9 protein-coding genes are annotated in these 12,802 nt (G+C 44.5%); 5 read left to right on the top strand and 4 right to left on the bottom strand.

Translation table 11 applies throughout. The features are described from left to right. Positions 1 to 446 precede the first annotated feature (446 nt). Both NFR90_RS01920 and NFR90_RS01915 read right to left on the bottom strand, forming a co-directional pair. Positions 447 to 2,414, bottom strand: coding sequence for an LTA synthase family protein (locus NFR90_RS01920; protein ID WP_251450132.1), 1,968 nt, complete (start codon positions 2,412 to 2,414; stop codon positions 447 to 449). A 303-nt stretch (positions 2,415 to 2,717) separates the two neighbouring features. Continuing rightward, the gene (locus NFR90_RS01915; RefSeq protein ID WP_251450130.1) at positions 2,718 to 4,517 is read right to left on the bottom strand and encodes a sulfatase-like hydrolase/transferase; all 1,800 of its coding nucleotides are present in this window, start codon (positions 4,515 to 4,517) and stop codon (positions 2,718 to 2,720) included. Positions 4,518 to 5,047: 530 nt separating this feature from the next. On the opposite strand from NFR90_RS01915, the gene NFR90_RS01910 reads away from it, so the two are divergent. Beyond that, a complete protein-coding gene (locus tag NFR90_RS01910; RefSeq protein ID WP_290448909.1) occupies positions 5,048 to 6,214 on the top strand; it encodes a nucleotide sugar dehydrogenase in 1,167 nt (388 codons plus the stop codon). Positions 6,215 to 6,221: 7 nt separating this feature from the next. Beyond that, positions 6,222 to 6,992 carry a glycosyltransferase family 2 protein gene (locus NFR90_RS01905; protein WP_160334654.1) on the top strand — a complete coding sequence of 257 codons (771 nt, stop codon included), beginning with the start codon at positions 6,222 to 6,224 and terminating at the stop codon, positions 6,990 to 6,992. 5 nt (positions 6,993 to 6,997) lie between these two features. Here the strand turns inward: NFR90_RS01905 and NFR90_RS01900 are convergent, their stop codons facing one another. Then, positions 6,998 to 8,029, bottom strand: a complete 1,032-nt coding sequence (locus tag NFR90_RS01900; protein WP_251450113.1) for a glycosyltransferase family 4 protein — start codon at positions 8,027 to 8,029, stop codon at positions 6,998 to 7,000. A gap of 121 nt (positions 8,030 to 8,150) precedes the next feature. After that, positions 8,151 to 8,465 (bottom strand): HU family DNA-binding protein, encoded by a 315-nt coding sequence (locus NFR90_RS01895; protein WP_251450111.1) that lies wholly within the window; start codon positions 8,463 to 8,465, stop codon positions 8,151 to 8,153. Positions 8,466 to 8,810: 345 nt separating this feature from the next. Here NFR90_RS01895 and NFR90_RS01890 point away from each other — a divergent pair, with 345 nt between their 5' ends. From NFR90_RS01890 to porA, 3 genes are read left to right on the top strand one after another with little or no spacing between them, the layout of a single operon-like run. Continuing rightward, entirely contained in the window at positions 8,811 to 10,919 is a 2,109-nt protein-coding gene (locus NFR90_RS01890) for an acetate--CoA ligase family protein (protein WP_251450110.1), read from the top strand. 42 nt (positions 10,920 to 10,961) lie between these two features. After that, a complete protein-coding gene (locus NFR90_RS01885; RefSeq protein WP_251450107.1) occupies positions 10,962 to 11,534 on the top strand; it encodes a 2-oxoacid:acceptor oxidoreductase family protein in 573 nt (190 codons plus the stop codon). A gap of 11 nt (positions 11,535 to 11,545) precedes the next feature. Beyond that, a complete protein-coding gene (porA, locus tag NFR90_RS01880; RefSeq protein ID WP_160334659.1) occupies positions 11,546 to 12,802 on the top strand; it encodes a pyruvate ferredoxin oxidoreductase in 1,257 nt (418 codons plus the stop codon).

The raw sequence follows: 12,802 nt of genomic DNA, 5'->3' as shown, positions 1-12,802 counted from the left end.
AAACAATAAACGACAGAACGACTGCAGCAATAAAACTGAGTATGCGATGGACCTTTCTTCTTAAAAGAGCAGTGAGAAAGACAAACGGCAGAAAAAAGACAGAGATCTGCAAGCCTCTGACTAAACCGAGACAGCAGGAGGAAAAAATTAAACCTATTGCAACAGCGCCGAGCAAATAAAGCCCGATTAAGCCGCCATTACCTAATTTGTCGGCATTAGAAATTTCAGTCCTCCAACTCTCGCACCTCAACTCTTGGAAGGGCAATGATTAGTCTTGCTCAGATTGTATATGAATCCCTGCGGGACTATACATCCAAACCATCTTTGTTAAAAACTTATCCCCAAACAATTAGCTGTCAGAGATTTAGTGTAAAAACCTCTCCCTTTGGGGTTTCTGTCATACATATATCGCCAATGACAACCGACTCAAAATCATTGTCCATTTCTCATTTCGCTATTAAACCTTCTCTTACGATCAGTTCACTAAGCGCTCTCTGAGCACGTGCAATCTCGCCCATCTCAATCTGTTCATTAGTGCAGGAGTCAGACCTTTGTAAAGTATCCCCATGCCATTTGTAGCAATCGTAAGAATTGCCGCCTTTTAAGGTCACGAGACCGGCATCCCCTATCGTAAATCCATTGTTATCCCAGGATATGAAGGAAACTGCGCCATCAGGTATTTTCTCTTTTGCAAAAAGATTTCTTCCCTTACTGATCCCCGATTTTGCACCCGTAGCCACAGAAAGAAGCGTTGGAATTATGTCTCTATGCGAAGCCCATTTATCCGTGTTCGCAAGCTGTCTTGTTCCCGCATTAGGAATCCAGAAGATAATCGGAACTCCATAAACATGGTGCCAGTTACCTTCTACAATATATTTCAAACGAGCATTATGATCACCCGTAGCTGCGACAACTGTATTTTTCAGCCAGCCGTTTTTGTCTAAATTCAAGACAAATTTTCCTAAGTTGTCAGCCGCATACTGATACGTCTGCAAAAGCAAATTGTTTTGTTCTTCAGAGGAATCTTTCTTAACGTAATCAGGAAGAACACTGAAATTAGTCGCCTGCACTATTTCATTATCTGGGACTTTGAAAGGCGGATGATTCGTGGTGGACAGCATCATGATGAATACATGCTGTTTGTCTTTTTCCGCTTTATCGAGAATATCCTCAGCATACTTGAACATCCACTTATCCCCAATTCCCCAAGGGCCAAGTTCGGCCTCAGGAAACTTATCGGATATAGCTGCACTTCCTATGACTTCATCGAATCCGAAATTTCTAAAGGTTTCGTTAATTTGTCGCCATGACTCTGGAGAACCTGTAAGAAATATTGTCTTATACCCCGCCTTCTTGAAGTCAAAAATCTGAGAAAAAGTTAATTTGTTTCTTCCGTAAATACCTTGTGAAATAGGCGTGATAGGTGTGTCAAAAATAACTCCTTCTAAAGAAGGGAAGGTCCCGTTCATGATACTGACGGCCTTCTTAAATACCACTGCAGACGATAATGCTTCTTCCAAACTTCCTAGTGTATTGTTGCCTTTCGACGGATTATGAGAAAGAAAGATGTCTGCGCTCATCGATTCCATAACAGCAAAAACAACATTAGGCTTATCAGAAGGGGCGACTGGTTCTTTTGATGCGGGTGTCAGCTTCTTCTCCGCTTCCTCTCTTGAGGTATAACCAAACTTATGCAGAGCCTGATTTGGATCGCCTGCGATCTGTGTATTTTTCCAAGCTTTTGTTGCTTCATATAATGCCGCAGCTCCATTGGGTACGCAGGAATTAATCAGGCTTATTTTGCTTACAGAAAAGTCCTCTTGGCGTAAAGGAAACTTCGTCAAAGATCCCCGAACAATAACTGCTAATACAAGAGTAATACACAAGCCCAAAACAAACGCCCTGCCCCTACCCATTGGTGAACAGGTTTTCGGACTTTTAACCATGCGGCAGCACAAGAAAGGAATCGCCACGGAAACCAATATAACGATTAAATAACTAACTACAGGCCAATCTTCCCATATCGTTTCGATAATCGCCTTAGTATCATCTTGAAGCAATCCGTAAACCAGAGCGCTGATCGGAGTCTTATAGAATCCGTAAAAACCAAAATTCCCGGCGTCCAGAAGAATCAACAGGAAATATCCGATGCCGGCAAGTACGCATGAAATGATGTAGAAGGATCTGATCCAACAGGAAAGGATAAGTGCCAACCAAGCTGGGATTAGGGCTAAGCCAAGCCATTTAGCATCAACTCTTATTCCCGTCCAAACCGCAGGAAGGAAATCCATTAAGGTGATATTCGGATTACCTGAGGAATAAAAAATAAAGAAAACAAAACGGTACAAAGACAGGATTACAAGCCCTATCAAAAAAAATAAACAAGCTTTTTTGACTTTAGTCTGCCAAACCATATATTTCTCAGTATTAAAAGTTCAATAGAGGGCGCCCCGCACTCAGCCTCTACAACATTGTTCAATAACTTTTCTAAAATCTTCCGGTTGTATCAAGGTCTTTAAATAAGCGCATTGGCTGCCATGCAGTCTCTCGAGATTTTAGGAGCCCCCTCGCATATTCAATAACAACGTCCAATAAAGGACACAGCATCATAGATCAACAACCTGCCTTTAAACTAGTTCACTATTTCCGTCGCTTCTTTTAAGGCGCAACTCTCTGTCTAATTCCAACATAGAACTTCACTTCAATGTCGGTGTCTGCTACTTGGAATAGCGCCTTAGCTCCTCTAACACTTCCGGCATGTAATTCGGTATATCTTTGTCGGGAGCGGGTCTGAAGGTTTTGTCTAAGTGTTCCAGCATTCCGGCTCGATTAATAAGAACAATCCGATCGGGTTCAACAAATCCGTCAAGGCTGTAACCGCTAACGTATACCCAATCTCTTCTGTTCTCAGGCTCCCAAATCGACTGTCCTACAGAGTAGTCTTTTGTTGGATTTGTACAGCCCAAAACCTCCGGAAGAATTGTCGGAACCAAATCAAGATGTGATGTTAGGTAATTTACCTCTCTGGCTTCTTTCCCCGGCCAATGAATGACTAAAGGCACCTTGACCTGAGGATCCGTAAAGTTTCCACCATGGCTCCAATAATTCAGTTTGTTATCGTTAAATTCGTCTCCGTGATCCGAACTAATAACGACAATAGTATTGTCCATTAGTTTCTTTTCTTCAAGGAACTTCAAGACATTTTCAATCTGATCGTCCGCATAGCGAACCGCGTTCTTATATCGAGCTAAATACGGTGCGGGATCAAAAGAATTAGACAGTTCTAAATGATTGACGTTCTTCCAATAGGGCTTAAACACCTCATACTTTGGCTCTCTTGGAAAATCATAAGCGTGCACTGAATCTAAGAAGATAAAGCCGAAAAAAGGTTCTCCGTTCTTGATTGATTGCTGCCACTTTTCAAAATCCTCTACGGCAAACTTATCTGATTCGACTGAATTGTCTCCTCTCGGATCGATGCGCAAACCCTTAATAGAGGAAAAGATGGTTTTATGGAATTCCGGCATATCCAACGGAGCCCCTGCAAATATTCCGATGTTGTAATGAGCATCCTGCAGAGCGGTGATAAGGATTCCGGGAGTTGACCCGGTCAGTGCTTTCTTCCAATAGCTTCCGGGCAGTCCGGTAAATAGAGAGAAAATACCATGCCGTGTATTGTTGCCGTTGGAATAATGATTCGTGAAAGTAATGTTCTTCTTTGAGAACGCATAGGTATTAGGCATAACATCCGCCGTCAGCATGTCATACCGAAGCGTGTCGACAAAAAGAAATAATATGTTGTAGCGTTTGCCTCCATGGCATGTAAGAGGTTCCAGCGGATATTTCATATCCGAAGAACCGTCTGCTTGAATTTTCTGGGAATTTGCATTAATAGCATCTCTATTAACAAGGCCGAGCTTTATAAAAACATTGTTCATTCTCAGAGGCCGAGCTAAGGGAATTTTCTCGGGAACTGTCGTAACTCGAGTATCAAAATGGACGAACCCCCAGGCGTAATAAACATTTGCCCAAATAAAGCCGAGTAAACAAACCAGGGAAATAATTCCAACTATTTTGACCCCTGACACTCTCCTCGCAGCCTTAAAAAACAATGCAATAACTGTTGAAATAACTACAAGATAACCAATAATTTCAACGATCATCGGAAGAGAAAAGCTCACAATTCTTCCCCCTCCAAGGAAGGTCATTTGAAGCATCGCCAGATTCAGATGGGTCCGGTACATCGGATAAACAAATGTATCTGCGGCAAGGTATACGATAACTAAAAAATCGAATAGTGCTGCCGCCATCGGAATAAGATAATTCAAACGAAAGAGCTTCAGAAGTAAAAATAACAATCCGACGATAACAAGGGAATAGACAAAATAAGCTCCACCGGTAAAAGCCGCAAAGAGCAGTTTTTGAAACCAACTCCATGCAGCGCAAAGACCTAAAGCGTTGATCAAAACAGCCCCTAAGGCGATAGAAATAATCGCAATAAAAATAGAATTCAGCAAAAGTAGGAGAAAGGGCCTACTACTTCCGGAGAGATGTTTTGTGGATTTCATCTTATAGAATCTTCTCTAATAAACTTGCTCTGTCTCTTTGGAAAAAGCTCGCACCAGAATTTTGAAGAGTTGGTTTAAAAGTATTGCTGATTGTTTTACCTTACAATGACTAAAAACAAGCATATGCAGCCGGACTATTGACCACAGCACTTAAAAATAAAACAGTTAATTGTACTTTTATTTGCATGTAATTAAGCCCTCTGCTGTCAATGTGTTTTTCTATTAATTAAAGTGTTGTCTGAAAATCCGGCAGAAATCACAGCCTGCTTTCGGTTCAAATTAACTAATAACTTTTCTCAGACTCTTTAAATAATATATTCTAAAATCTGACGGGACGAAATTGGCTTTCAGCACGAATAGTGATTTGTAGGGAAGACCATTCCTTTTTTGATCTGCTGGATATAGCTGAAGCCGCGCGAAAGCGGATTTCTCCTTTAAGACAAATGCCTCAGGCTAAAAAGACTGTATTGGGTTAGATGATGAAAAACATTGTGATATTTGGAACTGGATATGTTGGACTTTCCAACGCAGTTCTTCTTGCGCAGCACAATCATGTAGTTGCCGTTGATATTGTCGATAGCAAAGTTCAACTGATTAACAATAAAAAGAGCCCAATTGAAGATAAAGAAATTCAGGATTACTTAAAAAACAAAAAATTAAATTTATGGGCGACAACTGACGCCAGCGAATCGGTAAAAACTGCGGATTTCGTCGTTATCTGTACTCCCACCAATTATGATCCTGAAACTAATAAATTTGACACTTCAAGCGTTGAAACGGTCCTGGATCAAGTTAAAGCCATCAATCCAAACACTACCGTTGTTATTAAATCCACAGTTCCGGTCGGCTATACCGAAGGGTTAAAGAAACGCGGATATAAAAATGTAATCTTTATCCCTGAATTTCTCAGAGAGGGAAAAGCGTTGTACGACAATCTGCATCCTTCTCGTATCGTCATCGGAGACTTTTCAGATAAAGCAAAAGAATTTGCGTCTCTGTTAAAAGAAGGCGCTTTGGATAAAGATGTTCCCATTCTTTACGCCTCTTCAACGGAAGCGGAGGCAATCAAGCTCTTCTCCAACACCTACCTTGCAATGAGAGTCGCTTTTTTCAACGAACTCGACAGTTATGCCCTGGCCAAGAAACTCAGCTCTGACGAAATAATCAAAGGTGTTTGTCTCGACCCTAGAATTGGAGATCACTACTGTAATCCCTCCTTCGGCTACGGTGGTTACTGTCTCCCAAAAGATACAAAGCAGCTTCTGGCAAACTTTGCGGGTGTTCCTCAGACTTTGATCCGAGCAATTGTTGAATCAAACAAAATTCGCAAGAACTTCATTAGCGACCTAGTTGCCTCCAAGTCTGCTAATACGATTGGGATTTTCAGACTAATAATGAAGAGCGGCTCCGATAATTTCAGGGATTCCGCAATTCAAGACATAATCGAGGAACTGACGAACAAGGGCAAGGATCTAATAATTTATGAACCGTCCTACCAGGGAAGCTCTTTTAAAGGAATCCCGGTGATCTCTGATTTAAACCAATTTAAAGAAAAAACAGACTTAATCATAGCTAATCGGTTTTCTAAAGATTTAGAAGATGTAAAAGATAAGGTCTTCACTAGAGATATCTTTCATAACAACTGAGAAAGAGATGAAAGTCACTGCCTACATAATGGCTAAGAATGAGGAGTCAACCATTCAGGCCTGTGTTAGAAACCTAGCTTGGTGCGACGACGTTGTCGTCGCCGATACAGGCTCAACGGACAAAACCAAAGAAAAGGCCCTTGAAGCGGGCGCACGGGTTGTAAATATACCTTTTCAAGGGTTCGGAAAAACAAGAAACGAAATCATCCGAACAATTGAGGCGGATTGGATTGTATGTTTCGATGCAGATGAAATTTGTACTGAAGCTCTATCTAAAGAATTAAGTGCAGCTATCGCTTCCGGAAAATACGCCGCAATTAAAGCTCCGAGACAAAATTTTCTTCTAGGAAAGAAAATTAAACACTCAGGCTGGTATCCGGATTATCGACATCCTGTTGCGTTTAGCAAAAAGCATGCGATCTATGACGACAAAAACGTCCATGAGGGCCTCATCGTAGACGGACCTCTTGGGTATCTCAATGAACCCTTTCTTCATTATTCATTCAAAGATCTCAAAAGTTATTTTGTAAAATCACAGAAATACGCCGAAATAGGCGCAAATGAGTTAGCAAAAAAAAATAAGAAGATAACTATGGGTTCTGCTTTGCTGCACGGAAGCGGCAGATTCCTTAGGCACTACTTTCTCAAGCTTGGGCTCCTTGACGGCTGGGCAGGACTAATTATCTCGCTTACCTCTTCTTATGGGACGTTCTGTAAATATGCGCGAGCCTACGAGATCCAAAATAATATGAGTACTGAGCCAAAAAAAAATAATTAGTACAATCAGTTGTAACCCAGCACGCGTTCATATATTGCCAAGTATTTAGGTGCGGTTTGCTCAATTGCAATAGATCGAACAAAAAGACGGGCATTTTCGACCATTTGCTTTTTTAGTCCTTCATCATTTTTTTCTAGAAGAATCGCATCAGCAAGAGCTCGCGGAGAATTCGGCGGGATCAAAAGACCTGTCGTTCTATCTTTAATAACATCCGGGATACCGCCGACATTAGCTCCAATAACAGGCGTTCCCGCCTGCATAGCCTCCAATAGAACGCTGCCCAACCCTTCATTACGGGACGGCAGAATCAAGCAATCCGCCACATTAAACCAATTCCCCATGTCTGAGCGCTTTCCTAAGAATTGAACATTGGAGCATCCCTTTGCAAGGGCCGTCAATTGAGTTTTATACGGCCCGTCTCCGAGAAATAAAAATTGGACATCTTCATTCTCCAACTCCCGCGCTGCGCTGATCGAGATATCAAAACCTTTATGCTCTAGAAGAGTTGCCGCCTGAACAACTAAAAACTTCCCCTGATATTGCGCTCTTATTCCATTGACAGCCTGCTCCTCAAGCTCATATGAAACCGGCGAAGACGGTATAAGCTCAACATCTTTTTGCGGAAGATATTCTTTTAATACACTGCAGATTTTTCGCGAAATTCCAACAAGCAAGGAAGCCCTTTCATAGCTTAATTTCGTTAGAAATCTCTCACTTATATTATTGTCAATTCGTCTCGTGATGATAAACGGGGTACCTCGGAGCATATTATGGACAGAGGCCCAGTGAACCCCGCGTCCGTCGTGAACATGCAGCAAAGAAACATCTTTAAGGAGAGGAGCGTTATGTCCTCGGAAAAAATTTGTCGTCTTAACAACTTCTACGCCAATCTGTTCTAATTTTGATGTTAACGGACTTCTAGGATGAGTCACTGCAACTAAATCAATATTTACCCTCTTCAATTCCCGGGCCAGCAAAAATGTTTGATTTTCGCCTCCGCTATACCCCGAAGCAAGGTTCACAAAACAAATCTTCATTAGATCATCCTAGATATGATACTTCTGCGCATCACTAAACACCGATGCAAATATCTTAGTAACTATAAACAGAAAAGCCTCCCAAACAAAGGAGGCTTTCTCTGAATGCGAAACAAGCTAATTATTTCTTAGCTTTGCGTGCACCCTTTGCAGCTTTCTTCGGAGCGTTGACAGCGTCTTTGAAAGCTTTACCGGCAGAGAACTTCGGGACTTTAGCGGCAGGGATCTTGATCTCGGCGCCGGTTGAAGGGTTGCGGCCGGTACGAGCCTGACGTTCGGACTGATAGAACTTGCCGAAGCCAACTGTAACGTAATCGTCGCCGGCAGCAACTGCTTTGACGATTTCATCGGTGTAGGCGTTGATGACTTTGGCGACATCTGCTTTTGTGACACCTGTCACTTTGGCAACTGCGTCAATCATTTCTGTCTTGTTCATTGGTCTCTCCTATGTAAACCGAGTTGACATTCATATAACAGTAATATATTACGCTGATTTGAGCGTCTTAGGCGTAACTCTCTAGGATTACAACAAGTTTTTGCGTATTAACAACACTTCGGCCGTCTACTCATTATTTGATTCACTTGAAAAGCATTTTTTGCCGTTAATAATTTGTTTAAAAAAGTTGTAACTCTTGCCTTTTATCCGCACTTATCTACAATGCGAATCAAGTTTTTGGAATAGCTTTTCATAATGTGAAAAAATTCTAAACACGCTACGGTATCAGCTCTTTTTCTGACCTAAAATTAGTAGGTTATGCAAACCTTTTAACGGATGTCATATATGCACGGATTAGATAAGATTATGCGTCCCCGCAGCATTGCGGTCATCGGCGCCTCAACCAAGGAACACACAATCGGTTCAGATATTATGAAACGTCTGCTCGAGTACGGCTACACGGGCAAAATTTATCCAATCAATCCGAAAGACTCCGAAATTCACGGACTCAAAGCTTATCCATCCGTTCTCGATGTTGCCGATGACATCGATATGGCGCTTATCGTTATCAATGCGAAGTACGTTCTCTCCGTAATTGATCAGTGTCATCAGAAAGGCATCAAAGGCGTCGTAGTGATCAGTGCAGGTTTTAAGGAGACCGGAGCAGCCGGCGCCGAACTTGAAAAGCAGCTTGCGGCAAAGATTCACGAATACGGCATGACGCTGGTTGGCCCCAACTGCCTGGGCGTTGTGAATACCGACCCCGCAGTTCGCCTTGACGCCTGCTTTGCTGAGTCGCTCCCCGTACGCGGAGATATCGGCTTTGTCTCCCAGTCAGGTGCGCTCGGAGGCGGGATTCTCAATATTCTTAAAGACCTGAATCTCGGCTTTGCCCAGTTTATTTCTATTGGCAATCAGGCAGACGTAAACGCTGACTCTGCTATTGAATACTGGGAAAATGTGGATGACGTCCGTCAGATTCTCCTCTATATGGAATCCATCGCGGACCCTAAGAAATTCAGAAAGCTTGCAACCAGCACCACAAAGAAAAAACCGATTCTCGCACTGAAAGCCGGCCGCTCGGCTGCAGGCGCTTCTGCTGCTTCTTCACACACCGGTTCGCTTGCCGGTGCTGACAAAGCGGCAGACGCTTTGCTGAAGCAGTCCGGTGTCATCCGCGAATTCACGCTTCAGAACCTATTTAATACAGCTAAAGTGTTCAGCCACTGCCCTATTCCTAAGGGCGACAGAGTCGCTATCGTAACCAACTCCGGCGGTCCCGGAATTATGGCGACCGACACCGTCGTTGAATGCGGCATGCAGATGGCAGAACTGAGCGAAGCGACTAAAGAAAAACTGCGCTCTTTCCTGCCGGCCGCGGCTTCTGTTAAAAACCCGGTGGACATGATTGCTTCAGCGCCTCTTGACCATTATCAGCAAACGCTCGAGACAGTACTCTCTGACGACGGCGTCGATATGGTCATTGTGATTTACCTGCCCTTCCTTGGCCTAAAAGATATCGATGTCGCCAAAGCGGTTATGGACATCAAAGCTCAGCATCCGAACAAACCGATTCTCGGTGTGTTCATGACAAAGAACGAATTCTTCGCCAAACTCTCCGATATGGAAGTCAACGTACCGTTCTTTATGTTTGCTGAAGAAGCGGTCATGGGTCTGAATCGTCTCAACCAGCAAAGAAAGTGGATTGAGCGTCCGATCACGACACCGATGCGCTTTGACGTTGACGCAGAGAAGGCCGCAAAGATTTTCAGTGACGCAGCCGCGGAAAACCGCGAACAGTTGACAACCGGCGAATCCCTCCAGGTTCTTTCTGCTTACGGAATTCGGGTCTGTAAAGATGGCGAAGCGAAAAATGCCGACGAAGCGGTCGCACTGGCTGAAGAAATCGGTTATCCCGTTGTCATGAAGCTCAACTCAAAGAAAATTTCCCATAAGACAGACGTTGGCGGTGTTCGCGTCGGAATTAAAGATGCTGAACAGCTGAGAGCTGAATACGCTGATCTGGTGGCAAAGCTTGAAGCCAAAGGTCTTATGGAGGGTTTTGAAGGCGTCATTGTTCAGGAAATGGTCAAGAGCGACAGAGAAATGGTCTGCGGCTGCGCTAAAGATCCTCAGTACGGCCCGATGATGATGTTCGGTCTTGGCGGCGTGTTTGTCGAAGTGATGAAAGATGTCACCTTCCGCCTTGCACCGCTTACGCCTGAAGACGCAAAAGACATGATTACATCCGTTAAAGCGTACAAACTTCTGCAGGGAGCTCGAGGCGCTATTCCGGCTCAAATCGACAAAGTTGAGGAAACACTGATGAGACTTTCTCAGCTTGTTGAAGACTATCCCTCCATTGAAGAATTAGATATCAACCCCTTGATGATCAGTGATAAGAATGGTGAACCCATTGCCGTCGACGGCCGTATCAAAGTCTCGCTGACTTAATCGCTCGATCTCTTGTTTACAACTTAGTTATAAGGAAAAAAAGTGTTTCAGATCAGATTACACGGCCGAGGAGGCCAAGGTGTTGTAACGAGTGCGGAAATGCTTTCTCTTGCAGCCTTTACAGAGGGCCATTACGCCCAGGCTTTCCCAAGTTTCGGAAGTGAACGAACCGGCGCTCCAGTTGTCGCCTTTGCTCGAGTCAGCGACCATCAGATCCGTCTTCGTGAACCGATTACTGAGCCGGATGCGGTGCTTATCCAGGACCGTACGCTGCTTGAAAGCGTCAACGTCTTTAGCGGCCTCACAGAAAACGCCTACGTTCTTCTCAACAGCTCTCAGACACCTGAAGAACTCGGTTTGGCCGACCTTGTGAATCGTCTTCCCAAGGGACATGTCATTACGCTGCCCGCCACCAAGTTCGCGATGGAAAGAATCGGACGTCCCCTTCCCGGCGCCGCGATGCTTGCGGGCTTTGCAGCTCTGACCGGAAAACTTAAGCTTGAAAGCGTTCAGCAGGCGTTCATGACACGCTACAAAGGAAAGGTTGCTCAGGCCAATGCCGATGTCGCATCCGACGCTTTCAATTTTGTTCTTAACGCTAAGAAAAACTTTTAAGGAGAGCCTCAATGCTCAAACAAATCGAAGGCTCACTGGGCGTAGCTGAAGCAGTAGCGCTTTGCCGTCCTGAAGTCGTCTGTGCTTATCCTATTTCTCCCCAGACACATATCGTTGAAAATCTGGGCGCCATGGTCAAAAAAGGCACACTTACAGACTGCGAATTCATTAACGTGGAAAGTGAATTCGCCGCTATGAGTGTCGCAATCGGCGGCTCTGTCGCAGGCGGCCGTGCTTATACCGCTACCGCTTCTCAGGGTCTGCTGTACATGGCTGAGGCCGTATACAACGCTTCCGGCCTCGGCCTCCCTATTGTGATGACTGTCGCATCCCGAGCAATCGGAGCTCCGATCAATATTTGGAATGACCACTCCGACTCTCTGAGCCAGCGTGACTGCGGATGGATTCAGCTCTTTGCTGAAGACAACCAGGAAGCGGTGGATCTGCATATTCAGGCTTTCAAGATCGCTGAAGAAGTTTCTCTTCCTGTCATGGTCTGTATGGACGGCTTCGTGCTGACACACGCGTTCGAAAGAATGGACATTCCGACTCAGGAACAGGTTGACGCATTCCTTCCGCCCTACGATCCGCGTCAGAGTTTGGACCCGGAAAACCCGGTTTCAATCGGCGCCATGGTTGGACCCGAAGCGTTCACTGAAGTTCGCTATCTTGCACACGCGCACCATCTGCAGTCTCTGCAGGTCATCGACCGTGTTTCTAAAGAATTTGAAGAAATCATCGGAAGAAAAACCGGCGGACTCATCGACCTTTATCGCGCAGAAGACGCTGAGGTCATGGTTATCGCGCTTGGCTCCACTATTGGAACCATCAAAGACGTTATTGATGAAATGCGTGAAGACGGCAAGAAAGTCGGTCTTCTCGGTATTAAAGCCTATCGCCCGTTCCCGCAGCAGGAAGTCTTCGCGGCTCTTGAAAAGGTTAAAACAGCGGTTGTTATTGACCGAGCGCTTCAGGTCGGCATCGGCGGCGTTGTAACCGACGACATCATTCGTTCTACCAGAGGTTTGGACAAACTTAACATCTGCGGTGTTATCGCGGGTCTCGGTGGACGTCCGATCTACAAGAGAAGCCTGCACAAAGTATTTGATGCCGCACTTAGAAATGAGCTTCCCGAGCTAAGTTTCTTGGATCTTGAAGAAAAAGTTGTTAACGATCAGCTTAGACACGAGCAGGAAGAACGTCACATCGGACCAACCGCCGAAGCGATTGTTCGAGCAGTTGCGGATCACCATAAAGGAGAGGTATAA

Origin of the sequence: Parasutterella muris, assembly GCF_943193095.1 — a bacterium.
GTDB classification, from domain to species: domain Bacteria; phylum Pseudomonadota; class Gammaproteobacteria; order Burkholderiales; family Burkholderiaceae_F; genus Parasutterella; species Parasutterella muris.
The sequence above is the reverse complement of the archived record's forward strand: the minus strand, read 5'-3'. Positions and strand labels throughout refer to the sequence as shown.

What these genes read in the sequence shown, in the direction of transcription:
- NFR90_RS01920 (WP_251450132.1), bottom strand. Translation starts at nt 2,414, where the DNA reads ATGGTTTGGCAGACTAAAGTCAAAAAAGCTTGTTTATTTTTTTTGATA.
- NFR90_RS01910 (WP_290448909.1), top strand. Translation starts at nt 5,048, where the DNA reads ATGAAAAACATTGTGATATTTGGAACTGGATATGTTGGACTTTCCAAC.
- NFR90_RS01905 (WP_160334654.1), top strand. Translation starts at nt 6,222, where the DNA reads ATGAAAGTCACTGCCTACATAATGGCTAAGAATGAGGAGTCAACCATT.
- NFR90_RS01900 (WP_251450113.1), bottom strand. Translation starts at nt 8,029, where the DNA reads ATGAAGATTTGTTTTGTGAACCTTGCTTCGGGGTATAGCGGAGGCGAA.
- NFR90_RS01895 (WP_251450111.1), bottom strand. Translation starts at nt 8,465, where the DNA reads ATGAACAAGACAGAAATGATTGACGCAGTTGCCAAAGTGACAGGTGTC.
- NFR90_RS01890 (WP_251450110.1), top strand. Translation starts at nt 8,811, where the DNA reads ATGCACGGATTAGATAAGATTATGCGTCCCCGCAGCATTGCGGTCATC.
- porA (WP_160334659.1), top strand. Translation starts at nt 11,546, where the DNA reads ATGCTCAAACAAATCGAAGGCTCACTGGGCGTAGCTGAAGCAGTAGCG.